The 21,136-nt window shown below is 62.7% G+C and carries 19 protein-coding genes and 1 pseudogene; 7 read left to right on the top strand and 13 right to left on the bottom strand.

Features of this window, described 5'->3' with window-relative positions; genetic code table 11:
- Positions 1-38 precede the first annotated feature (38 nt).
- Positions 39-827 (bottom strand): adenosylcobinamide-GDP ribazoletransferase, encoded by a 789-nt coding sequence (locus AC4P1R_RS08130; RefSeq protein WP_492177644.1) that lies wholly within the window; start codon positions 825-827, stop codon positions 39-41.
- Positions 828-1,086: 259 nt separating this feature from the next.
- Between AC4P1R_RS08130 and cobT the strand changes: the two genes are divergently transcribed.
- Entirely contained in the window at positions 1,087-2,103 is a 1,017-nt protein-coding gene (cobT, locus tag AC4P1R_RS08125) for a nicotinate-nucleotide--dimethylbenzimidazole phosphoribosyltransferase (RefSeq protein ID WP_492177643.1), read from the top strand.
- Between the two features lie 187 nt (positions 2,104-2,290).
- Positions 2,291-2,704, top strand: coding sequence for a diacylglycerol kinase (locus AC4P1R_RS08120; protein WP_069458389.1), 414 nt, complete (start codon positions 2,291-2,293; stop codon positions 2,702-2,704).
- A 155-nt stretch (positions 2,705-2,859) separates the two neighbouring features.
- Here the strand turns inward: AC4P1R_RS08120 and AC4P1R_RS08115 are convergent, their stop codons facing one another.
- Complete coding sequence (locus tag AC4P1R_RS08115; RefSeq protein WP_425353232.1) at positions 2,860-4,071, bottom strand: MFS transporter; 1,212 nt, start codon at positions 4,069-4,071, stop codon at positions 2,860-2,862.
- Between the two features lie 119 nt (positions 4,072-4,190).
- Between AC4P1R_RS08115 and AC4P1R_RS08110 the strand changes: the two genes are divergently transcribed.
- Positions 4,191-5,090, top strand: a complete 900-nt coding sequence (locus AC4P1R_RS08110; RefSeq protein ID WP_069458391.1) for a LysR family transcriptional regulator — start codon at positions 4,191-4,193, stop codon at positions 5,088-5,090.
- A 109-nt stretch (positions 5,091-5,199) separates the two neighbouring features.
- Here AC4P1R_RS08110 and AC4P1R_RS08105 read toward each other — a convergent pair whose 3' ends face one another.
- The 10 genes and pseudogenes from AC4P1R_RS08105 to AC4P1R_RS08060 all read right to left on the bottom strand — a co-directional run bounded on the left by AC4P1R_RS08105 (position 5,200) and on the right by AC4P1R_RS08060 (position 16,294).
- A complete protein-coding gene (locus AC4P1R_RS08105; protein WP_225192907.1) occupies positions 5,200-6,030 on the bottom strand; it encodes an alpha/beta fold hydrolase in 831 nt (276 codons plus the stop codon).
- Between the two features lie 215 nt (positions 6,031-6,245).
- A complete protein-coding gene (locus AC4P1R_RS08100; protein ID WP_151611347.1) occupies positions 6,246-7,853 on the bottom strand; it encodes an MFS transporter in 1,608 nt (535 codons plus the stop codon).
- Positions 7,850-8,305 (bottom strand): DoxX family protein, encoded by a 456-nt coding sequence (locus tag AC4P1R_RS08095; RefSeq protein WP_069458394.1) that lies wholly within the window; start codon positions 8,303-8,305, stop codon positions 7,850-7,852. Before AC4P1R_RS08095 ends, AC4P1R_RS08100 begins: the two co-directional genes overlap by 4 nt.
- A gap of 322 nt (positions 8,306-8,627) precedes the next feature.
- Positions 8,628-10,613 carry an amidohydrolase gene (locus tag AC4P1R_RS08090; RefSeq protein WP_492177642.1) on the bottom strand — a complete coding sequence of 662 codons (1,986 nt, stop codon included), beginning with the start codon at positions 10,611-10,613 and terminating at the stop codon, positions 8,628-8,630.
- Entirely contained in the window at positions 10,613-10,897 is a 285-nt protein-coding gene (locus AC4P1R_RS08085) for a XapX domain-containing protein (RefSeq protein ID WP_492177641.1), read from the bottom strand. Before AC4P1R_RS08085 ends, AC4P1R_RS08090 begins: the two co-directional genes overlap by 1 nt.
- Positions 10,898-10,978: 81 nt before the next feature.
- Complete coding sequence (locus tag AC4P1R_RS08080) at positions 10,979-11,629, bottom strand: hydrolase (RefSeq protein ID WP_071021980.1); 651 nt, start codon at positions 11,627-11,629, stop codon at positions 10,979-10,981.
- A 257-nt stretch (positions 11,630-11,886) separates the two neighbouring features.
- Positions 11,887-12,795 (bottom strand): helix-turn-helix domain-containing protein, encoded by a 909-nt coding sequence (locus AC4P1R_RS08075; RefSeq protein WP_492177640.1) that lies wholly within the window; start codon positions 12,793-12,795, stop codon positions 11,887-11,889.
- Between the two features lie 221 nt (positions 12,796-13,016).
- The gene (locus AC4P1R_RS08070) at positions 13,017-13,925 is read right to left on the bottom strand and encodes a helix-turn-helix domain-containing protein (protein ID WP_151611344.1); all 909 of its coding nucleotides are present in this window, start codon (positions 13,923-13,925) and stop codon (positions 13,017-13,019) included.
- Positions 13,926-14,119: 194 nt separating this feature from the next.
- Positions 14,120-15,019, bottom strand: a pseudogene (locus AC4P1R_RS08065) (AraC family transcriptional regulator); the annotation flags it as partial.
- A gap of 375 nt (positions 15,020-15,394) precedes the next feature.
- Complete coding sequence (locus AC4P1R_RS08060) at positions 15,395-16,294, bottom strand: LysR family transcriptional regulator (protein WP_492177639.1); 900 nt, start codon at positions 16,292-16,294, stop codon at positions 15,395-15,397.
- Between the two features lie 119 nt (positions 16,295-16,413).
- Between AC4P1R_RS08060 and AC4P1R_RS08055 the strand changes: the two genes are divergently transcribed.
- Together AC4P1R_RS08055 and AC4P1R_RS08050 are read left to right on the top strand one after the other, a co-directional pair.
- Positions 16,414-17,346: a VOC family protein gene (locus AC4P1R_RS08055; RefSeq protein WP_492177638.1), complete on the top strand. Its 933-nt coding sequence runs from the start codon at positions 16,414-16,416 to the stop codon at positions 17,344-17,346.
- Between the two features lie 48 nt (positions 17,347-17,394).
- Positions 17,395-18,018, top strand: coding sequence for an alpha/beta hydrolase (locus AC4P1R_RS08050; protein ID WP_151611340.1), 624 nt, complete (start codon positions 17,395-17,397; stop codon positions 18,016-18,018).
- A gap of 102 nt (positions 18,019-18,120) precedes the next feature.
- On the opposite strand, the gene AC4P1R_RS08045 is transcribed toward AC4P1R_RS08050, so the two are convergent.
- A complete protein-coding gene (locus AC4P1R_RS08045) occupies positions 18,121-19,656 on the bottom strand; it encodes a sensor histidine kinase (protein WP_492177637.1) in 1,536 nt (511 codons plus the stop codon).
- 139 nt (positions 19,657-19,795) lie between these two features.
- Between AC4P1R_RS08045 and AC4P1R_RS08040 the strand changes: the two genes are divergently transcribed.
- Both AC4P1R_RS08040 and AC4P1R_RS08035 read left to right on the top strand, forming a co-directional pair.
- Complete coding sequence (locus AC4P1R_RS08040; RefSeq protein ID WP_492177636.1) at positions 19,796-20,488, top strand: thermonuclease family protein; 693 nt, start codon at positions 19,796-19,798, stop codon at positions 20,486-20,488.
- Positions 20,445-21,116, top strand: a complete 672-nt coding sequence (locus AC4P1R_RS08035; RefSeq protein WP_151611337.1) for a uracil-DNA glycosylase family protein — start codon at positions 20,445-20,447, stop codon at positions 21,114-21,116. The genes AC4P1R_RS08040 and AC4P1R_RS08035 overlap by 44 nt, the downstream gene beginning before the upstream one ends.
- The last annotated feature ends 20 nt before the right edge of the window (positions 21,117-21,136 follow it).

Here is a 21,136-nt window from a genome sequence, read left to right as displayed (position 1 = left end):
CTGCTCTTTTTGGTTTCCTTGGAAATTATATCAGTGTTTCAGAGCGCCAGCGCAAGGGCGCCGAAAAGGGCGATCTCGGCCAATTGCTGGGTGGCGCCGATCGTGTCGCCGGTGTGGCCGCCGAGCTTGCGCGCGGCGATTTTGCCGAAAACCGGCACCACAAGGCCGAAAGCGGCAAATGCAAGCAGTACCGCCACGAACGGAATGCCGGCCGCGAAAAACATGAGAAGCGCGAGAACCGGTCCGGAGACGAGCGCCGTTGTCGTCGCCTGCGGTTCGGGCATGCCGGCCGAGGCGGCAACGCCGTCACGTCTCGCCGGCGGCAGGCGCGACCAGTGCCAGACCATGGCCGTGCGGCTGAGCGCGGCGGTGCCGAGGAGCGCAAGCGCCGCGCCGATGGGCGACAGCAGCGGCAGGAAGGCGGCAAGCGCCGAAACGCGAAGGCCGAAGGAGAGGACAAGTGCCACCGCACCATAGGTGCCGACCCGGCTGTCCTTCATGATCGCCAATGCGCTTTCCCGATCGCGGCCGCCGCCGAGGCCGTCGGCCGCATCTCCAAGGCCGTCCTCATGCAGCGCCCCGGTGACGAGCACCTGAACGCCGACGAGGAGGAAGGTCGCGAAGAGGGCGTTTGCCTGTAGGAACACCAGCAATGCTGCGGCGAGGGCCGCGGGGAGGGTAATCAGGATTCCGGCGAGCGGGAAGGCGCGCACCGCGCGGCTCAGCCGGCCATCATGGCCGACGAAATGGCGATGCGGCATGGGCACACGGCTCAAGAAGGCCACCGCTCGTGCCACGTCGTCGCAAAGATCGCCAAGTCTGGTCATTGTCCCCTCCTACTGCATGTCTCCTTTAATCGACCTCGATTCAAGGACAAGAACATGCAGCAATTCAAAGTGCTACAGCGACCTTTACGCGTCTGATAAGACGCGCGGCGCTGTAGGGACCATTGGGCAACGCCGAATCGCCCATCCTTTGCCGGATCATGCTCCGGCGACAGCGTCTGGCGCAAATGACGTTGCCGGACAAGCCCGGAGCCTCTATGAGGTGCGGCTGACAAAGCTTCGGACATGCGAAGGATTCCCCATGAGTGCCAGCGGCCTGCCGTTTGATGATTTCCGTGAATTGTTGCGCAACCTGCCTGGGCCGGATACGGCGGCGCTCGTCGCGGCGCGCGAGCGGGACGCGCAGCTGACGAAACCGCCGGGCGCGCTCGGGCGTCTCGAGGAAATCGCCTTCTGGCTCGCCGCCTGGACCGGCCGTTCTCCGGCCGTCAATCGGCCGCTGGTCGCGATCTTTGCCGGCAATCACGGCGTCACGAACCAGGGCGTGACCCCGTTTCCGTCATCCGTGACGGCGCAGATGGTGGAGAATTTCGCTGCCGGCGGTGCGGCGATCAACCAGATCTGCGTCAGCCACGATCTTGGCCTGAAGGTCTTCGATCTGGCGCTGGAATATCCGACCGGCGACATCACCGAGGAAGCGGCGCTTTCCGAGCGCGATTGCGCCGCGACCATGGCCTTCGGCATGGAGGCGATCGCCGGCGGCACGGACCTGCTTTGCATCGGCGAGATGGGCATCGGCAACACGACGATTGCCGCCGCCATCAATCTCGGTCTCTATGGCGGCAGCGCTGAAGAGTGGGTCGGTCCCGGGACCGGCTCCGAGGGCGAGATCCTGCAACGCAAGATCGCGGCGGTCGAAAGGGCCGTGGCATTCCACCGCGACCATCTCTCCGATCCGCTCGAACTGCTGCGACGGCTCGGCGGGCGCGAGATCGCGGCGATGGCGGGCGCCATCCTCGCTGCCCGCATGCAGAAGGTTCCGGTGATCATCGACGGCTATGTCGCCACGGCCGCGGCGGCCGTCCTCAAGGCAGCGAACCCTTCGGCGCTCGACCATTGCCTGATCGGCCACGTGTCGGCGGAACCAGGGCATATCCGGGCCATCGAGAAGCTCGGCAAGACGCCGCTGCTCGCGCTCGGAATGCGGCTCGGAGAAGGCACCGGTGCGGCGCTCGCCGCCGGCATCGTCAAGGCGGCTGCCGCCTGCCACGGCGGCATGGCGACCTTCGCGCAAGCCGGCGTCAGCAACAAGAGCTGAAGCCTGGGCGATTCTGTCGATCGGCTGTCGGCCATGCTATGCTCATGCTTGTCGCACTTGATGCGGGGCGTCTTCTCGCCTATCGGGAAGAGGGCGTTTCGCGCCGGGACGGTGAGCGGATGAAGCCGCCTGCAATGCCTCAACGCAATGCGAACGCTTAAGAAGGTTCGAAGCTCGTCGAGACGAAATGGACGCGAAGAACACAGTCCCACCCAGCGGCCGGACCGCTCCGATCAGCAAGCAAACCGGCATCCGGCATCTCCTTGCTGCTGCGAGCTATTCCTTTGGCGGCGCGAAGCGGCTGATCGGTGAGGCGGCCTTCCGGCACGAGCTCATCGCCTTTGCGGTTGCCATGGTCGCTTTTGCCATCGCCGGTGCGAACCTCTTTCAATACGTCGCTATGGCGATCCTCTTCCTGCTGATGATGGCCTTCGAGGCGATCAATACGGCGATCGAAGAAATCGTCGACCGCGTCTCGCCGGAGATATCCGACATGGGCAAGCACGCCAAGGATCTCGGCTCCTTCGCCTGCCTCTGCCTGATCGTCGCCAATGCCACCTACGCCTTCTACGTGGTGTTCCTGGCTCGGCTGCTGAGCTGAGCGCGCGTCCGATCCACTCTGAATCGGGCGGCCAATTTCTTTCGGTTCGCAAAGCGGTTCTTATTGTCGATCGTAGCCGACGCCCCGCGAGCCGCCGGCAGCACAAAAAGGGCGGCTGGAAGAGCCGCGCCCTGGTATTTCGATGGAGGCCCGTCTTAGTGCCCGACTGCCGCCACCGGCCGGCTTGCGCGATGATCGAGCAATCGGACGATCAAGGCAACGACGGCGAGCAGCCCGCCGAGCATGCTGACGCCGAGCCAGCCGGCCGAGCCCCAGGTCAGGGTGGCAAGCGCGGCACCGGTCGCACCGCCCAGGAACATCGCCGTCATGAAGATCGTGTTCAGCCGGCTCTTTGCTTCCGGATCGAGCGCATAGACGATGTGCTGGTTGGAAACGAGCGCGCTCTGGATACCGAAATCGAGAACGGTCACGCCGATGACCAGTGCGGCCAGCGAAGCCCATGCCCCGAAGATCGCCCAGGCGACGATGGTCAGGACGGAGCCGAGCCAGACGACGAAATGCGGGCCGCGACGGTCGGCGATCCTGCCGGCAAGCGGAGCCGCAACGATGCCCACCGCACCGACAATGCCGAACAGGCCGGCAACATCAGAGCCGAGGTTGAATTGCGGCGTTTCCAGATAGAGCGCAAGGATCGACCAGAAGGCTGTGAACGAGCCGAAAAGCGCGGCCTGCATCAGCGCTGCCGTGCGCAGTGCCCGCTCCCGCTTCCACAGATGGCCGAGCGAGACAAGCGCTGTGCGATAGTGCATGCGCGATGCCGGGTGATGATCCGGCAGGGTCAACACCATCAGCACGGCAGCCACGAGAGCCAGCGGCACCCCGATCCAGAACATTTCGCGCCAGCCTGCATGGGCGCCGACAAAGCCCGACAGCGTGCGGCTGAACAGGATGCCCGACAGCACGCCGGCCATGACCGTGCCGATAGTCGAGCCGCGCTGTTCGGGTGCGGCGAGCGTCGCGGCAAAGGGTACGATCTGCTGGGCAACCGTCGCGCTTGCACCGACGATCAGCGAGGCCGCGACCAGCGCCCAGGCGGTCGGCGCGATCGCCGCAATCGCCAGCGCCCCCGCAAGGATGATGAACTGGCTGATGATGAGCTTGCGGCGATGCACGATATCGCCAAGCGGCAGGAGGAACAGCAGTCCGAGCGCATAGCCGAGCTGCGTCGCTGTCGGGATGTAGCCGGTGATCGGCTGGTGGCCGAATTCATTCTCGATTATGCCGAGCATCGGCTGGTTATAATAGATATTGGCAACGGCAATGCCGCTCGCCGTCGCCATTGCAAAGAGCGCGGCCTTGCTGAGCCCTTGGCTCACCGTTTTGCCGTCTGCTCTCGACGTGTTCATGCCCGATATGTTCATGATTGTCGCCTTTCCGGTTGGAATGAATGCAGATGAGATAGCATTTCCTCGCCATTCGATTTAGTGATGATAAATGATCGGCCTGTGTAACGGATTCCGATAGAATGAATACAGATGACGTTCTCGTCTTCATCGCCGCCGTCGCCGGCGGAAGCCTGGCTGCAGCGGCGCGGCGCCTCGGCCTGACGCCCATGGTGGCGTCCCGGCGGCTTGCCGCGCTGGAGGCGACGCTCGGCGTGCGACTTCTGCACCGCACGACGCGCTCACTATCGCTCACACCGGAAGGCGAGACTTTTCTGCCCTTCGCGCAGGCGCTGATCGAAAACGAGGCGGCGGCCATGGCGCGTCTGCGCTCGGAAAGCCTCGGGGCGGCTGGATTGCTGCGCGTGTCCGTGCCGATCTCCTTCGGCCTGAAATTTGTCATGCCCTTCGTGCCGTCGCTGCTGCAGGAAAATCCCGAGCTGCGCATTTCCGTCGACCTCACCGACAGCCTGCCCGACCTTGTTGCCACCGGAGCGGATCTCGCCATCCGCATCGCGCGGCTGCGCGACAGCAGCCTGATTGCCCAGAAGCTCGCCGCCAATCTGCGCATGCTGGTCGCAAGTCCGGACTACGTGGCACGACGCGGCAAGCCACGCCTAGTCGCCGAGCTTGCCGACCACGATTGCCTGGCGCTCGGCGCCGCAACCCACTGGACGTTTCGCGCGCCGGATGGCGACCGGCATGCACGGCTGAACGTCCGCCTCGCCTGCAGCAGCATTGCCGGTTGCCATGCCGCAAGCCTGGCCGGCGGCGGCGTGGCTCTGCTCTCCAACTGGTATGCCGAGGAAGACATCGCCGCCGGTCGGCTGGTGCGCATCAATCTCGACGATGCAAGACCCGAGCCGATCAATATCTGGGCAGTCTATCCGACGACGCAACTGGTCCTACCGAAGGTGCGCGTCTTCATCGCGGCACTTCGCGCGGCCATGGAGGATGCTGGAATCCGCAACACGGCGGAATGAGGCTCGCAGGCTTCGACGATCTCTCCGGGATTCTTCTGGATCGGCAATCGTCCAGCGCCGGATCGTCGGGGGCCGGCGACGCTCCGATCGCCGCCGGCCGCTGACTTTCTCAGGCGCTGATGAACTCAAGCAGATCCGGATTGATCACATCGGCATGCGTCGTCAGCATGCCATGCGAGTAGCCGTCGTAGACTTTCAGCGTCCCGTTTTTCAGGAGCTTCACGGCGAGCCGCGCGGAACTGTCGATCGGCACGATCTGGTCGTCGTCACCGTGCATGACCAGCGTCGGCACGTCGACCTTCTTGAGGTCCTCGGTAAAATCGGTTTCCGAGAATGCCTTGATGCCGTCATAGTGGGCCTTGGCGCTGCCCATCATGCCTTGCCGCCACCAGTTCTGGATCACGCCGGTCGAGACCTGCGCATTGGGGCGGTTGAAACCATAGAACGGCCCGCTGGGCAGATCGAGGAAGAACTGGGCGCGGTTTGCCGCGAGTTGAGCGCGAAGACCGTCGAACACCTCGATCGGAAGCCCGCCGGGGTAAGCCTCCGTCTTGAGCATGATTGGCGGCACCGCGCCGACCATGACGAGCTTGGCGACACGGCCAGCACCATGGCGCGCGACATAGGCCAGAGCCTCGCCGCCGCCGGTGGAGTGGCCGATGTGGATGGCATCGCGCAGATCGAGTTCTGTCGCGAGCGCGGCGACATCCGCCGCGTAATGAGCGATGTCGTGACCGTCGCTGACCTGGGTCGAGCGACCGTGGCCACGGCGGTCGTGAGCAATTACGCGATAACCCTTGCTCAGGAAGTACAGCATCTGCGCGTCCCAATCGTCCGAGGAAAGCGGCCAGCCGTGGTGGAATACGATCGGCTGGCCCGAGCCCCAATCCTTGTAGAAGATCTCGACGCCGTCTTCGGTCTTGATGAAGTTCTGGGTCATGGGAAGGGTTCCTTTGCTTTGGTGCGAGGGGGAGTTTTCCGCCGCGAAGGCGGCCGGGACAGCCATCGCGAACGAAACCGAGGCGCCCGCAAGCAGGGCTTGTCTGCGCGATAGAGGCAGGGAAGATTCGATCATCTGGACTCCCGAATGCTGGTGATTGTTGCCTGATCTGCACATCCCGGTCGCGAGGGAGGCGCGGATGGAAGGGGTATCTTTCAACGGCTTTTGTCACGAGGCGGGCCGATCGCCAGAAGGTGGCGCACCACCGGCGCTTCCTGACCCCTGTGGTAGCGCAGGACCTCCTGCTGAGTATCCGCGTCGGCCTTCGAAACGCGCCTGTGCTGACGCAGATGCTCGGCCCAGGATTCGACCATGAACCATTCGACAATCCGGGCGGGCTCGGCCGCATCCTCGGTGACGCCCCAGCCATAGGCACCGTCGCGGCGCCGTTCGTGTGAGAGTCGCGTAAGCATCTTCAGGAAATCGGGGCGGTCCTTCCTGTCGATCGTGTATTCGATCAGCACCATCACCGGCCCCCGGTCGCGTTCGACCGGCTCCTGCGCCAGGGGTTCGGGCCAGTGATTGGAGGCGATGAGGTCGGCCTCGCCCTTCGGGAGCTTCACGGCGTGAAAAGCCAGGCCGACGAAAAGGAGGCCGCCGGCCGAGACTAGGAGCGTCAGGGGCACACCGATCGCTTCTGCAACAGCTCCCCAGATGAGACTTCCGCCGGTCATCGCGCCATTGAAGACCGTCAGGTAAACGGCGAGCGAGCGCCCCCGCACCCAGTTCGGGAGAATTGACTGCGCCGTGCTGTTGAGCGTCGTCAGCGCCGTGATCCAAGCGGCGCCGCAAACGAGCAGCGCGCCGAAGGCAGCCCATTGCGGCGGGGCAAATGAGAGTAGGGCCATAACCGCGGCGGTCAGAACCGCCGAAATCAACAAGAGACCGTCGGCATCGAGGTGGGCGCGCAACCGCGGCATCACCAGCGCGCCGCCGATAGCGCCGGCGCCAACGGCGCCTAGCAGGATGCCGTAGAAGCTGGCCCCGCCGCCAAGAAGCGCGCGGGCAATAAGCGGCAGAAGAGCCCAGATTGCGCTTGCAAACGCAAAGAACATGGCTGCCCGCAGCAGGACGACATGCAGTTCTCTGCTCGCCCGGGCATAGCGCAATCCCGCCCTGAAGGCACCGAAAAACCGTTCGGCGAGAACATCGTCCTCCGGCGTTTCGCGCGGCCACCACAAAAGTGCCGCAACCACGAAGACATAGGTGATGACGTCCACGCCATAGGTAACGGCGGCACCGAACCAGGCGAGCAGCATGCCCCCAAGCGCCGGGCCGATGGCGCGCGAAATGTTGATGCCGAGCGAATTCAGGGCCACCGCACCCTTGACGTCCTGCCTGGGTACGAGCTCCGGGACGATCGCCTGCCATGTCGGTGCGACCAGAGCGGCTCCGATGCCGCCAACGAAGGTGAGGGCGACGAGCGAAGTGACGGACTGCAGCCCCGTGGCGGAGAGAAAGAGGAGGCAGAGGCTCGCAGCGGCGAGAAGCAATTGAACTGCGATCAGGAACTTGCGCCGGTCGAGAATATCGGAGAGTACGCCGGCCGGAATGGCGAGCAGGAAGATGGGCAGCGTCGCGGCGGCCTGTACCAGGGAAACGGCGGCGGGCGTCGCCGAAAGATCGGTCACGAGCCAGGAACTGGCCACGTCACGAATGAAGCTGCCGGTATTGCCGATGATCGTCGCCGCCCACAGCACCGCGAAGACCTTCTGCCGCAGCGGAGCGAAACTGCCCGTCGCCTCGACGGCCGCCGCGCTCATCTCGCGTTCCTCGGTGCCGTTGGGCGATCGCTCAGATCATAGAGGGCGACCAGCACGAAGGCGCCGGTGAGGCCGAGATGCTCGAAAAAGCCGTTCATCGCCATCGACCGCTCCATGCCCGGCGGCAACTCCCAGAAGCGAAGTGCGATGAAGGTCGCAACGAGCGTGAAGAGAGCAAGCGCCAGCGCGGCCGCCCAGCGACAGACTCCTGCAAGGACGAGGGCGGACATCGAAAGCTCGAAAACGATCACGCCAACGGCAAAGACCGGAGCCGGATGGAGGCCGAAATGGTCCATTTCGGCGAGCGCGCTGCCAAAATCGTAGATCTTGACGAGCGGTCCCTGGATATAGGCCGAGCAGAGCGCCAGCAGGCCGATGAACAGGATACGCCTGCCGGCGAGGCCTGCCCGAAAGCGGGTGGTAAGATGGTTCTCGGGGGAAGACAGGCTCATAATCCAGGCTCCTTCTCGGGCGGTCTTCAACTTAACGTAGGACGGGGCCGCCCTTACCAAGACTGATGTCATGTGAACTGGTCGCGACGGTCGGGAATACGCCTTTGTAATAGGCGCCATGCTTCGGCCGTGGATGGCTCACAACGACCGTCGCCCAAGAGTGGCGGGGATTGGCAGTTGCTTGGGTCAGGTCTTGGCCGAGAGCGGCCAGTGAGCTGATCAAGATTGAGACTGCCGTCATCGCGGCTGCACCAGCGATCTTTTTCACTTGGTGATCCTTACCGGGAGCATTGGCGGTCAATGAAGTCCCGTTCCACTGTTGTCAGACAGCCCAGCATGAGCAGCCGAGCGCGCCGAAGAAGCCCTTGAGATCGGCAATCGGGAGCCTGGATGACCAGGCACCGGCATGGTCGTGACCATGCACGCCGCAATTGTTGGCGCAGCCGCAGGCAGAAATCGCGGTCCTTCGCAAAGAGTTCTTTCCGGCTCCTTCCGGCTCACCCCAGGCGGCATAGCCGCGATAGGTCCTGACCGGCGACCAGTCCGGCATGGCCGGTGGCAGCGGGTTTTCATCGTAGGTCGCAAAGTCGCTTGCCCCGTAGACGACCTTGCCGCCGACGATCGTGAGCTCGGAGGTCAGGAATGAAATCTCATCCTCGGCGCAGGCGAAATAGTCTTTGCTCGCCACGATCAGGTCGGCGAGTTGCCCCTTCTCGATGCGCCCCTTCTTGCCTTCCTCGTTTGAGAACCACTGCACCTTTTCGGTCCACATGCGGAGCGCCGTTTCCCGGTCGAGGCAATTGTGGCGCGGATAGAGTTGCATGCCGCCGACGGTCTTGCCCGTCACCAGCCAGGAAAGCGAGACCCAAGGGTTATAGGAGGCGACGCGCGTCGCATCCGTACCGGCCGAAACCTTCACGCCCTTCTCGAGCATGCGCGCAACCGGTGGCGTCGCTTCCGCGGCACCGTGACCATAACGCTCGACGAAGTACTCGCCTTGATAGGCCATGCGATGCTGGACGGCGATGCCGCCGCCGAGCGCGGCAATCCGGTCGATCGACTGTTCGGAGATCGTCTCGGCATGGTCGAAGAACCAGTTTATGCCGGAAAGCGGGATATCCTGGTTGACCTTTTCGAAAACGTCGAGCGCGCGGCTGATCGTCTCGTCATAGGTGGCGTGCAGGCGCCAGGGCCAACGGTTTTCCGCAAGGATTCGAACCACCTCCTCGAGCTGGCCTTCCATTTCGGGCGGCATGTCCGGGCGCGGCTCGCGGAAGTCCTCGAAGTCTGCGGCGGAAAAGACCAGCATCTCGCCGGCGCCGTTGTGGCGGAAGAAGTCATCGCCCTGCTTGTATTTGACCGAAGAAGTCCATTTGAGGAAATCCTCCTTCTCCTCTTTCGGCTTCTGGGTGAAGAGGTTGTAGGCCAGCCTCACCGTCATCTGGCCTTCATCGGCAAGCTTCTGGATGACGGCGTAGTCGTCCGGGTAGTTCTGGAAGCCGCCGCCCGCATCGATGACACTGGTGACCCCGAGGCGATTGAGCTCGCGCATGAAGTGGCGGGTCGAGTTGACCTGATAGTCGAAGGGAAGCTTTGGCCCCTTTGCAAGCGTCGAATAGAGAATGCCGGCGTTGGGCTTGGCAAGCAGCAGGCCGGTCGGGTTGCCGTTGGCGTCGCGGGTGATCTCGCCGCCAGGCGGATTGGGCGTATCCTTGGTATACCCCACGGCCCGAAGAGCTGCACCATTGAGCAGCGCCCGGTCGTAGAGATGCAACAGGAACACCGGCGTGTCCGGGGCGACCGCATTGATCTCATCGATCGTCGGCAGGCGCTTTTCGGCGAACTGATGTTCGGTGAAGCCGCCAACCACGCGCACCCATTGTGGCGGCGGGGTAATGGCGACCTGCCGTTTCAGCATGTCCATTGCGTAGGCAAGCGAGCGCACACCGTCCCACCGCAGTTCCATGTTGTAGTTCAGGCCGCCGCGCACGACGTGAGTGTGGTTGTCGTTGAGACCGGGCAGGACTCGCTTGCCCTTAAGGTCGATGACCGTCGTGGTGGGTCCGGCAAGCGCCATGACCTCATGGTCATGGCCAACGGCGAGGAACTTGCCGTCCTTGATGGCGACGGCGGTGGCGTTCGGATTCGTCCGGTCGAGCGTGGTCACCAGACCGTGGTGCAGGATCAGATCGGCGCTCATTGACTCGTCTCCTGAGAACGAAGTGGGATCGGCCGCCCGTGCGGGCGTAAACAGGCCTGGGAATGCCAGGGCAGACGCTGCCTCCAGAAAGCGGCGGCGGGTCGGCATCACCCGAGCTCCCGCGGCGATGGCCGGTCGGGCACACCATTACGATCTGCCCCGGTCGGCAGTTCCCCGAAGACATGCGGGACGCAGCGGCTGTGGAACCACGAAATCGTCAGCGGATCCCCCGACAGCACGCGTTTGACGAGCGGCACCGCCTGCTCGCCGATGAGAATGCCTAAAAGCCCCACCAGCGCGATCACCGGCGGCGCGGGGGAGCGAACATTGAGCAGGCTGTAAATGATGCCCACGAGCAGCCCGGCACCGAGCGAAAGGAGATACATTTTCATCGTCAATTCCTCTGACGGATGGCGCTTGCCGTCCCGACCGCGTTTCGAACGCGGCCGGAGGGTATTTGCTCGCGGTGAATGTCAGTGACCTTCGGAGGCGCCGAACATGCTCTTGGCGTAGATGATGCCGAGGCCGTAGGCGCCACCGAATTTCTTGGCGATGCCGGTGGTCATGTCGTAGGTCTCGGTGCGCGCCCAGTCACGCTGCAATTCGAGCATGTATTGCAGCGACGTCATCGGCCGGACACCGGCCTGCACCATGCGATCCATCGCGCGCTCATGAGCCTCGTCGGAAACATCGCCACAGGCATCGGCGATCACATAGACCTCGAAGCCCTGATCGAGCGCTGAAAGTGTCGGTCCGACGATGCAGACGGAGGTCCAAAGTCCGCACATCACAAGGCGCTTCTTGCCGATGCGGTTGACCTCCTCGATCACCGCCGCATCCTCCCAGGTGTTCATCGAGGTGCGGTCGAGCAGCTTCTGCTCAGGGAAGGCGTCGGTGATCTCGGAGAACATGGGGCCGGAGAAGGTCTTCTCCGCGACCGTCGTCAGAACAGTCGAGACGCCAAAGCCGGCTGCCGCGTGCGCGACGAGCGCCGCATTGTTGCGCAACAGAACCGCATCTATCGACTTCGTTGCAAAGGACATCTGCGACTGAAAGTCGATCATGATGAGCGTGTGGTCCTTGGGCGAAACGAGAAGTTTGCCGGGAGTCGGGGTCGCGGTCATGGGTATTGTCCTCTTTCAGTGGTTGCCGATATCCGGCACTATGCCGAGGACGGCCGCCCGGTTCTTGTAGCCAAAGATGGATTTTTGTATTTTTTGATCACTGTCAAATCCCGGGCCGGTGGAACCGTTGCGCGATCACGTGCCGCAGTTGAACCACTGAGACACGCGTCAACCGCACCTTCGCCAGGCGCGCCCTTGACACTTCCGAAGCTCCATCGTCATTGCCTGGAAGTGCTCTTTATTGTCGAGCGTTCTGGTCAGGACTGCCGGCTTCGTCTCCAGGCACCGGGGGCGGCGCCCATCACCTGGACAAAAGCGCGCGTGAAGTGGCTTTGGTCCGAGAAGCCGCAGATCCTAGCGATCTCTTTGAGAGACGTCTGCGAGAACTGCAGCAAATCTACGGCCTTTTCGATGCGTTGCTGCAACAGCCATCGATACGGCGTCTTGCCCATGGTTTCGCGGAAGGCCCGAAGAAATGTCGCCTGCGACAGATTGCAAGCCGAAGCGAGCTCCTCGACGGTCAGGTCACCATTTAGCCGGCTCTGGGCGAGATCCTTGATCTTTGCCTGGCAACGCGAGGAAAGCCGGCGCCCGCCGGCGGCCGCACCACCGCGGCCGTTGCCGTACTGCTGAACGACATGAACCCCGATCGCGACTGACAGTTGGTCGACAAACAAGGCGCTCCTGTCTACGCTGCCATCCACTGTCGCAAACAAGGCGCCCAGCATGCCGCCGAGCACAGGATCCGGGTGCGCGGCAACGGAGCGCAATTCACTGACATTTCTGAAGTCGGCCGCATCTGCGATACGCTCGAGTGCGCTGTAATTGATTTCAAGCAGCATGAAGCTGAAGGAGCCGCTCAGGTCAGCGCGATAATCATCGGCGAAATTCCGCAAGTAAACGGCATTCTGCTCGAAATCGTGGACGGTCGAATGATGCTCTTTGAAAATGCGGCGTCTGTGTCCGACTGCTGCCGAAAGGCCGACCAGATAGCCGCGCCCCGTCGCCGGTGTCGTGACCCTGGCGGGCGGCGCCGACGCCGACCTCTTGCGATAAAAGGTCATGTCGCGACCCTCGATCGTTCGATCATCGTCGAGCCTGTCCATGGAACAACCAAGACTGTCGTGAGATCTTCCGCTCGCTGCAATCGAAGAGACGTCCGTCATGGCCTTGTCCTGTCCAATGTGCTTACCCGCGGCGCAGACCGCTTCGTTCGCGCCGGGCATTGGCACAGGAACACGGCACTACGCGGATTGCGGTTCGAAGAGACAGCCTTCACAGAAGGTGCTCGGAATCGCGATGAATTCACCCCATCATCGCCGTGCCCGAGATATTTTCTTGCACGAAGCTCACGCATTTTGAACGATATGAGCGGTGGTCGCGGGGATCAATCCCCGCGCCGATCCAAGGCCATGCGAACAGGCTTGTTCTTTCGTCTAAAGCGCGCCGGTGTCTCGCCCGTCAGACTTGTGAAGACCCGGGTCATGTGGCTCTGATCGGCGAAACCGCAACTGATAGCGACCTCCGCTATCGGCAGGTCCTGCAACAATAGTTCCTTGACCCGCGCGACCCGGTATTCGGTCAGCCATTTTGAAGGGGTACGCCCAAAGCTCTCCTTGAAAGCCTTGTTGAAATAGCTGCGCGACAACTCGCAGCGGGAAGCCAGATCTCCGATTGAGAACGGTCTGTTGAAATGAGCCGCCAGAAATTCCGTAGCGAGCCGTTCCTGCCAGGACGCCAAGGTCCCCTTCTTGTCGGCCGGAAAGTGCAGTCCGCCATAGGTCTGGCTGAGGTGCGCCAGCATGGCGAGATTGATCTGCTCCAGAAACAGGGGATTGGCCTCATCCGGGTTGTCGAGCGATGGCAGCAATGCCTGGGCGAGGCCATGCATGACCGGGTCTATGCGGCCCTGGACGCAAGCGAGCGCCAGGTATTCGCTGCGCCCGACCTCTTCCGCGAAGGCACGCATGCGGGAAAACGGTATGTGGAAGCGGATATTGTCGAACGGCGACAGATGATGGCACTGCCACTGATCGCGAAGGTCGGTGATCGCAAGCGACGCCTTGACGTGTCCTCCTTCGTAGACCAATTGGCCACCTCGCCATAGCCGATGGGAGTCGAAATCACGCAGCTGAACAATGACGCCAAATGCGTCTGTGGACGGGATGGCCGGTGCAACGTCCAGATCGAAGCGATCGGAATACGTTCGCGTGACGAGCACATCGCCGCAAGCAATTGATTTGACGATCGGGCCCGGCCCATGACATGCGGCGTTCAATGCTTCATGCAGGCCCATCGGCGTGGTCTCCCGATTTCTGGCTGAGCAGGCTCCGGAAAGTGTCAGCGGATGTCCGATAGGAGCCTGCGTCGATACGAAGAGCTAAAGCGCGATACACCGTTCAAATGCCGTGACGATACAACAGTTCAGGGTTCGGATACAGAGCGCCCCTCATTCGCAGACGTGGCGGTAATCGCTCTATCCTCCGCGTCAGGGATCCAGCGCGCCTGCCAGGCGGATGGGGTGATGCCTGTCACTCGGCGGAACGTCTTGGTGAAATCAGTCTGGTCGGTGAAGCCGCATCGGGTGGCGATGGCTTCGAGGGCGAGGCTGCATTCGGCGAGATACTGCTTGGCGCGTGCAATTCGATAGCGGATGAGCCACTGCTGCGGCGTCTGGCCCGTGACGCGCTTGAACCCTTCGATGAACTTACGGCCGGACACCCCGGCCGCTGAAGCTGCTGCCGACATCGGGAAGCGATTGGCGAAATGATCGATCATGAAATCCTTGGCGGCCTTCTCCTGCCAGACCGAGAGGCATGCTGTACTGGAGCCCGGTTCACCGGAAAGATCGCCATAAGCGTGAAGCAAGTGGGCACAGATGGCGATTGCTATGTGCTGCAAGACCGGCGCGTGGGAGCTCCCTTGCTCCTCGAATAGCGGCAGCAGAGCCGCTCCGAGATTGTGCATGACAGCATCGTCCTCTCCCCGCCGGCATCTGAGGCCGGTCGCTTTCGGGGCATCTGAGAACTCGGCGACTTCTCGAAAAAGCTCTCGCGGCAGATGGAAGGCGAGGGAATCGAGATCGCTGAAAAGGCGGATGCAGGCTCCATGGGTCAGATCGACCAGGCAAGCGGAACCCTGCCGAAAGCGGCGAATGTCGCTTTCGCTGCCATCGGCAGCAACGTCGCAATGGTGCGCATCGCTAAGGTAGAGCATCAGGAAGTAAGCGTCGTCCGGCGGCAAAGATACCAGGCGGCTCGCATCCCCCTTTAGCCGCCATTCCAAGCGCGTGACGGAAAATCCGGCGGTGCGAACCGGTCGCGCCAAAAGACATGGCGAATGTGGCAGACCGAAATGAGCGCCCACTTCCGTTCCCGTCCTATGGTTCATTCGTACCTCCGAGTCGATGCTCGCTTTTGCGCCGCAAGAGGTCGAATCAGATTTGGTAGGCCAATCCAACGCTTTATCCGCTTCCTTTGTTTCGACGCAGGTCCTTATCGGAAAACCGTTTGACATGTTTTCGGAACCTGCTCAGCGCTACCGGACTCCTCCCGGGCCGATGCATGGGAGAATTCGACGCCCGAAATCCAGATGCGATTTTCCGACCGTGGCGATCTCAACCACAGATGGGCCGCCAGTAGGCGCTTTCTGTCCGACTCCGAAAGAAAGATGTCTGTAAACCAGTTCAATTTCTTGTCGTTTTTGCTCTCCTTTTGCCGAATGAGACGCCTTTCACGCGAATACAGGACGGGAGCCCGCCTCGCTTTACAGCGGACGCGTATGGGTAACGTACTTTTCGAAGAAGTCCGAGAACCTGGCAACCCGCATCGGCAGTTTCTCGTAGGGCGGATAATGAAGCGTCAGCCAGAGTTCGGGAGGTTCCCAGTCGCCAAGGACTTGCTTCAGCGTGCCCCGTGCCAGCGCATCGTCGACGATGAAGTGCGGCAGCAGGGCTAGGCCTTCTCCGTTTTCCGCCAGTCTGGCGATAAGCTCGCCATTGTTCGCCGCCAGCACCTTGCCGGCGCGTGCCTTTCGCGTCCGCCCGCCGTTCGTCAGTTCCCAACTCTCGGCGATCGCCTCCTCGTCATAGGCGATACAGGTATGGCGATCGAGGTCGCCGGGCGTCTCAGGTGTTCCGAAGGCGGCGAGATAGCCGGGGGAGGCAACCAGAATACGCCGCACGCGACAAAGCTTCCGCCATATCGTCGACTTATCGCGCGGCGGCTCCGAGACCCTCACGGCGAGATCGAAACTGTCGGAAACGATGTCGATGAACCGGTCCGTCAAGGATAGAGAAACGCTCGTTCTGGGATATTCAACCCGAAATCCGGTGACAATGTCCGGCAGGATATGCTGTCCGAGCGACAGCGGCGCGTTTATGCGGATCAGCCCGGCCACATCGCCGTGCTCTTCGCGCAGATCCTCCCTCGCCTGGTCGAACTGTCTAATCAGCGGCTCGATGCGCGCCGCGTAGACGGCGCCGGCCGACGTCAGAGAAACCTGACGGGTGGTGCGCAGCAAGAGCTGTACGCCAAGGCTCTCCTCCAGCGCACTGACGGCGCGCGTCACGGTCGGCGGTGTCATGGACAGCTGTCGGGCCGCGGCCGTGAAGCTGCGCTGCTGCGCTACAGCCAGGAATACCCGAATATCGCTTAGGCCGCTCATGTTCTTTTATTGCGCAAAATGCAACAATTTTGTCAACATTATTTCTATTCACTTCGGCGAAGACCTGACCGATCTTGTCTCCAGACAAACGGCGATACGCCAATCCGGAGAGACCCGAAATGCTTACACAGATCAAAGGCCTTCACCACGTCACGTCGATGGCAGCCAATGCCCAGGAGAATAGTGATTTCTTCACCAAAACGCTCGGCCTGCGCCGGGTAAAGAAGACCGTGAACTTCGATGACCCGGAGGTGTATCACCTCTATTACGGCGACGAGATCGGCACGCCGGGCTCGGTGATGACCTATTTCCCGTTTCCCCATATTGCCAAGGGGCACCCGGGTGCCGGCGAAGTCGGCGAAACTCTTTTCGCCGTCGCCAAGGACACGCTCGGCTTTTGGAAGGAAAGACTCGCCTCGGGCGGCGTCGCGGGACTTTCGGAGCACGAACTCCGCGGCGAGAAGCGCCTTGGCTTCAAGGGGCCCGACGGGGACGCCTTCTCGCTGGTCGAGGTCGATGGTGATCCGCGTCCCGGTTGGATGAGCAGCGAGATCGACGCAGGCGAAGCCATCAAGGGCTTCCACGGCGCAAGTCTGCGCCTGAGGGATCCGGGTGCGACGCGGGAACTGCTCGGCTTCATGGGTTACCAGGAGGTGGACCGCAAGGGCGACTGGTCGCGCTTCGTCATCAGCGGCGGCAACGGTGCCGACATCGTCGATCTGGAAACGGTCCCCCAGGCCGGTCCCGCCCGCCTCGGCGCTGGCTCGGTGCATCATATCGCCTTCGCCGTGGACGATCGCGCGGCGCAGCTTGAGGTCCGAAAGGCTCTGATCGATACCGGCTATCAGGTTACGCCTGTCATAGACCGCGACTACTTCTGGGCGATCTACTTCCGCACCCCCGGCGGCGTGTTGTTCGAGATCGCGACGAATGAGCCGGGGTTTGACCGGGATGAGGACACCGGACACCTCGGTGAAGCCCTCAAGCTTCCCTCGCGCTACGAGCCCTATCGCGACCAGATCTCGCGCCGCCTCGAGCCAATCAGGGACTAGCTGCCTTCCGGACGGCATGTCACGTCGAGCCTGACGGAGAAGACCATCATGACCATCTCATCCTATCAGGCGCTCGTAAGGGCGCCCGGACGCAACGCGCCGATCGTCTTCGCCTTTCACGGCACGGGGGGAGACGAATATCAGTTCGCCGAGTTGATCGGGCAAATTTTGCCCGATGCCGGGCTGGTTTCGCCGCGCGGAGATGTCTCGGAGTTTGGCGCTCTGCGCTTCTTTCGTCGAACGAGCGAAGGCGCCTACGACATGGAGGACCTGGCAATACGAACAGAGCGGATGGCCAGTTTCATTGCCGCCCACAAAGCAGCAAATCTTGGGCGGGCAATATACGGCCTCGGCTATTCGAACGGGGCAAACATCCTTGCGTCGGTTCTGTTCAGGCATGCCGGCCTTTTCGACCGAGCCGCCCTGCTGCATCCACTCATTCCATGGATCCCCGCGAACAGTGAGCGGTTGAGGGATCGACCAATCCTGATCACCGCGGGGCAACGCGACCCGATCTGCCCGCTCCCGCTCACAGAGCAACTGGTCGACTATTTTGCCGCACAGAAGGCCCGCGTGGAGGCAAGCTACCATTCCGGAGGACATGAGATCCGACCCGGGGAGTTGGAAGCGTTGCACGCGTTCCTGACCTTAGAGCAGTGCAACGATAAGTGAATCCTCTAAGTGGACTCAACCTGAGGCGGTGTGACTTGCGCTGTGGAGAGTCCGGGCGAAGGTTATCAGCCGGCGACCTTAGGCGATCCGGAGCGGTCGCTGTTAAGCGAAGCTCTTGCGCCGGCGGGCGGGCGAGGGGACATCCTCGACCGGAGGCAGGCTCTGCAGCACACGGCGCGGCGGCAGGATGGCGATCGCCTCGGTGCCTTCGCGAAGCTTGGAGCGCAGGATGAACTGGCCGTTGTGCTTGGCGAGGATCGCCTGGACGATCGGCAGACCAAGCCCCGTGCCCTGCTCGGCGCTCTTGATGGCGATGGAGCCCTGGCCGAAGGCCGAGAGGACGACCGGGATTTCCTCCTCGGGAATGCCGGGGCCGTTGTCTTTGATCGAGATGTACTGGCCGCCGCCGGCGGTCCAGCCGCTCTTGACGGTAATCTCGCCGCCGGCGGGCGTGAACTTCACCGCATTCGACAGGAGGTTCAGCGTCACCTGGCGCATGGCCTTTTCATCGATCCAGACGGAGGGCATGCCCTGTTCGAACTGTTCGCTGATGGTGATGTTCTTTCCGCGCGCGCGCAGTTGCACCATGCCGATGCAGTCTTCGGCGATCTCGACCAGGTTCACGGCCTCTTCATTGAGCTCGTACTTGCCCGCCTCGATCCGGGACAGGTCGAGGATCTCGTTGATGAGGTTCAGGAGATGCTCGCCGGAGCGGTGAATATCGACCGTGTATTCCTTGTAGGTCGGATTGTTGAGTGGCCCCAGAACCTCGCTCGACATGACCTCGGAGAAGCCGAGGATGGCATTGAGCGGGGTGCGCAGCTCATGCGACATGGATGCGAGAAAACGGGACTTGGCGAGGTTGGCTTCCTCCGCACGCCGGCGCGCCTCGTCCGACATGGATTTCGCCACCTCGAGCTCGGCGATCAGGTCGTCCTTCTCCGACTGCACCGAGAGGATATGGACGTTCGCGCGATTCATCCGGCCGGTCATGAAGACGAGGAAGGCGAGCGACAGTGACAGCATGCCGGTCAGACCGATATGAATGGGGTTGCCGCCGGTCGAAGACGTGACGGCAAGTGCGACGATGACCGGCGCGAAGGTGTAGACCAGGGCGTTGCGCAAGAGGAATGTGCCGATCGCCGTGGCTGCGAGCGCTATAAACAGCCCGGTGCCTTGGAAAAGGGCGAAGCTGACGCCGCCGCAGGCGTCGCAGTCCCGCAGCGCGAAGATCGCCCAGCAGACCCCCATCAGGACCTGACCGCCAAGGAACCGTCGGCGCCAGGTCGCAACCTTTTCGGGACCGATATTGTCGCGCTTTGCCTTGCGCGCCAGAAAGATCGTGACTGCATGGGCCGAAAGCGCCATCAGCGCCCAGGCGAGAATGCTTCTGTCGCCGGAAAGATAGACGCCGGCGGCCGCGATCAGGGCGATGAGCACCGGCAGGGCGATCGCTCCGTAGAGCACGGAGTCGATGTGGAGCAGGAGCATTTCGCGGTCGAAGCCGGAGGGGGCGGACGATCCGGTTTGCAGCCTTTGCCGCGTCGCGCGAACGGTTCTCGAAACTGTCTTGTTCCGACGGACGCGCGATTTGTCGACGATGATCTTGTCGGTCGATGTGCTGACGGCGATGCTCATGCTCGGATTCGGGGATTGCGTTCGGCTTGCAGTCTAGGACGCAATCCTTAAGAAGTTGCTGCCCGGCATGAAGGATTCGAAAACCATTGTGGCGCGTTAGCGTTCCCGGCGCCGGCCGGCCGAGGATGGCGATGAGGTTATGGGACGAGGAGGCGCTTGCTTGAGGACGGGACGCGGCAGGTTCGGCGCGGTGGGCGGCCCCAGGCGAAATCGCGGCCGAGATACGCAAGGACGCGGCAGCCTGATCGGCGGCTGGCTGTTCCTCCTCGTCTTGAGTATCGGCGCCTATTTCGCCTCCCGTCTCCCGCCGCCGGAAAAGCCCTTGACCGGAGAATTGCACGGCGCGGCGGCGGCGAGCGATGGCGACAGCCTGCGGCTCGGCGGTCGGCGCGTGCGGATCGAGGGCATCGATGCGCCGGAGATCGGCCAGAGCTGTCGTCGCGGCAAGGATGACTGGGACTGCGGCGCCGAGGCGCGCCGGCGACTGGCCTCGTTGGTTGGTGCGACGACGACGCGCTGCCGCCTGCATGGGCGCGACCGCTATGGCCGCGAGCTCGGCATTTGCGAAAGCGGCGGCCGCGACATCGGCCGCGCGATGGTTCTCTCGGGTCTGGCGGTCAGCTACGGTCTCTACCGCGCAGAGGAAGAGACGGCACGAGAGCGGCAGGCCGGGCTCTGGAGCGGGGATTTCGTCCGGCCGCAGGAATGGCGCCGCACCAATGGTAAGCCGGCGGAGACGCCGCACCGCGCCGATGATTGGCTGGAACTCATTGCCCGCTGGATCGAAGATGAAATTCGCACTCTGGCGAAGGGGATCATCGGTGGCGGCTAGCGAAGAGGAGCGGCTGCAGGAACTGCGCGCAGCCATCGCCGCCTGCCGCATCTGCCGGGACGATCCGGCACGCGGCCTTGCACATCGGCTGCCGCATGAGCCGCGGCCGGTGGCCGTGCTTTCCGGCTCGGCCCGCGTTCTGATTGCCGGCCAGGCGCCCGGCCTTAGGGTGCATGAATCCGGCCTGCCTTTCAACGATGCCTCCGGCGACCGGCTGCGGGGATGGCTCGCCGTCGATCGAGCCGCCTTCTACGACCCGCAGAATTTCGCGATCGTGCCGATGGGGTTCTGCTTTCCGGGCTATGACAGCCATGGTAGCGACCTGCCGCCGCGCGGCGAATGTGCGCCGCTCTGGCGCCGGCGCGTGATGGAGGCGATGCCGCAGATCGAACTGGTGCTTGCCGTCGGCCACCACGCGCAACGCTGGCATCTCGGGTCCGACTGTCCGAAGTCGATGACCGAGGCGGTGGGCAATTGGCAGCGCTTTGCACAGCGCAATTCGGGTATTTCCGTATTGCCGCTGCCGCATCCGAGCTGGCGCAATACGGGTTGGCTGCGCCGGAACCCATGGTTCGAGGCCGACCTGGTGCCCTTCCTGCGCGAGCGGGTAAAGGCCCTGCTCTCTTGAAACAATTTTCTTTATCTTCA

It is taken from the genome of Sinorhizobium sp. Y406, from assembly GCF_058732025.1.
The sequence above is the reverse complement of the archived record's forward strand: the minus strand, read 5'-3'. Positions and strand labels throughout refer to the sequence as shown.

Excerpts from the sequence above, each read along its gene's own strand:
- AC4P1R_RS08130 (WP_492177644.1), bottom strand. The coding sequence starts at position 827 with ATGACCAGACTTGGCGATCTTTGCGACGACGTGGCACGAGCGGTGGCC.
- cobT (WP_492177643.1), top strand. The coding sequence starts at position 1,087 with ATGAGTGCCAGCGGCCTGCCGTTTGATGATTTCCGTGAATTGTTGCGC.
- AC4P1R_RS08120 (WP_069458389.1), top strand. The coding sequence starts at position 2,291 with ATGGACGCGAAGAACACAGTCCCACCCAGCGGCCGGACCGCTCCGATC.
- AC4P1R_RS08115 (WP_425353232.1), bottom strand. The coding sequence starts at position 4,071 with ATGAACACGTCGAGAGCAGACGGCAAAACGGTGAGCCAAGGGCTCAGC.
- AC4P1R_RS08110 (WP_069458391.1), top strand. The coding sequence starts at position 4,191 with ATGAATACAGATGACGTTCTCGTCTTCATCGCCGCCGTCGCCGGCGGA.
- AC4P1R_RS08105 (WP_225192907.1), bottom strand. The coding sequence starts at position 6,030 with ATGACCCAGAACTTCATCAAGACCGAAGACGGCGTCGAGATCTTCTAC.
- AC4P1R_RS08100 (WP_151611347.1), bottom strand. The coding sequence starts at position 7,853 with ATGAGCGCGGCGGCCGTCGAGGCGACGGGCAGTTTCGCTCCGCTGCGG.
- AC4P1R_RS08095 (WP_069458394.1), bottom strand. The coding sequence starts at position 8,305 with ATGAGCCTGTCTTCCCCCGAGAACCATCTTACCACCCGCTTTCGGGCA.
- AC4P1R_RS08090 (WP_492177642.1), bottom strand. The coding sequence starts at position 10,613 with ATGCCGACCCGCCGCCGCTTTCTGGAGGCAGCGTCTGCCCTGGCATTC.
- AC4P1R_RS08085 (WP_492177641.1), bottom strand. The coding sequence starts at position 10,897 with ATGAAAATGTATCTCCTTTCGCTCGGTGCCGGGCTGCTCGTGGGCATC.
- AC4P1R_RS08080 (WP_071021980.1), bottom strand. The coding sequence starts at position 11,629 with ATGACCGCGACCCCGACTCCCGGCAAACTTCTCGTTTCGCCCAAGGAC.
- AC4P1R_RS08075 (WP_492177640.1), bottom strand. The coding sequence starts at position 12,795 with ATGACGGACGTCTCTTCGATTGCAGCGAGCGGAAGATCTCACGACAGT.
- AC4P1R_RS08070 (WP_151611344.1), bottom strand. The coding sequence starts at position 13,925 with ATGGGCCTGCATGAAGCATTGAACGCCGCATGTCATGGGCCGGGCCCG.
- AC4P1R_RS08060 (WP_492177639.1), bottom strand. The coding sequence starts at position 16,294 with ATGAGCGGCCTAAGCGATATTCGGGTATTCCTGGCTGTAGCGCAGCAG.
- AC4P1R_RS08055 (WP_492177638.1), top strand. The coding sequence starts at position 16,414 with ATGCTTACACAGATCAAAGGCCTTCACCACGTCACGTCGATGGCAGCC.
- AC4P1R_RS08050 (WP_151611340.1), top strand. The coding sequence starts at position 17,395 with ATGACCATCTCATCCTATCAGGCGCTCGTAAGGGCGCCCGGACGCAAC.
- AC4P1R_RS08045 (WP_492177637.1), bottom strand. The coding sequence starts at position 19,656 with ATGAGCATCGCCGTCAGCACATCGACCGACAAGATCATCGTCGACAAA.
- AC4P1R_RS08040 (WP_492177636.1), top strand. The coding sequence starts at position 19,796 with ATGGGACGAGGAGGCGCTTGCTTGAGGACGGGACGCGGCAGGTTCGGC.
- AC4P1R_RS08035 (WP_151611337.1), top strand. The coding sequence starts at position 20,445 with ATGAAATTCGCACTCTGGCGAAGGGGATCATCGGTGGCGGCTAGCGAA.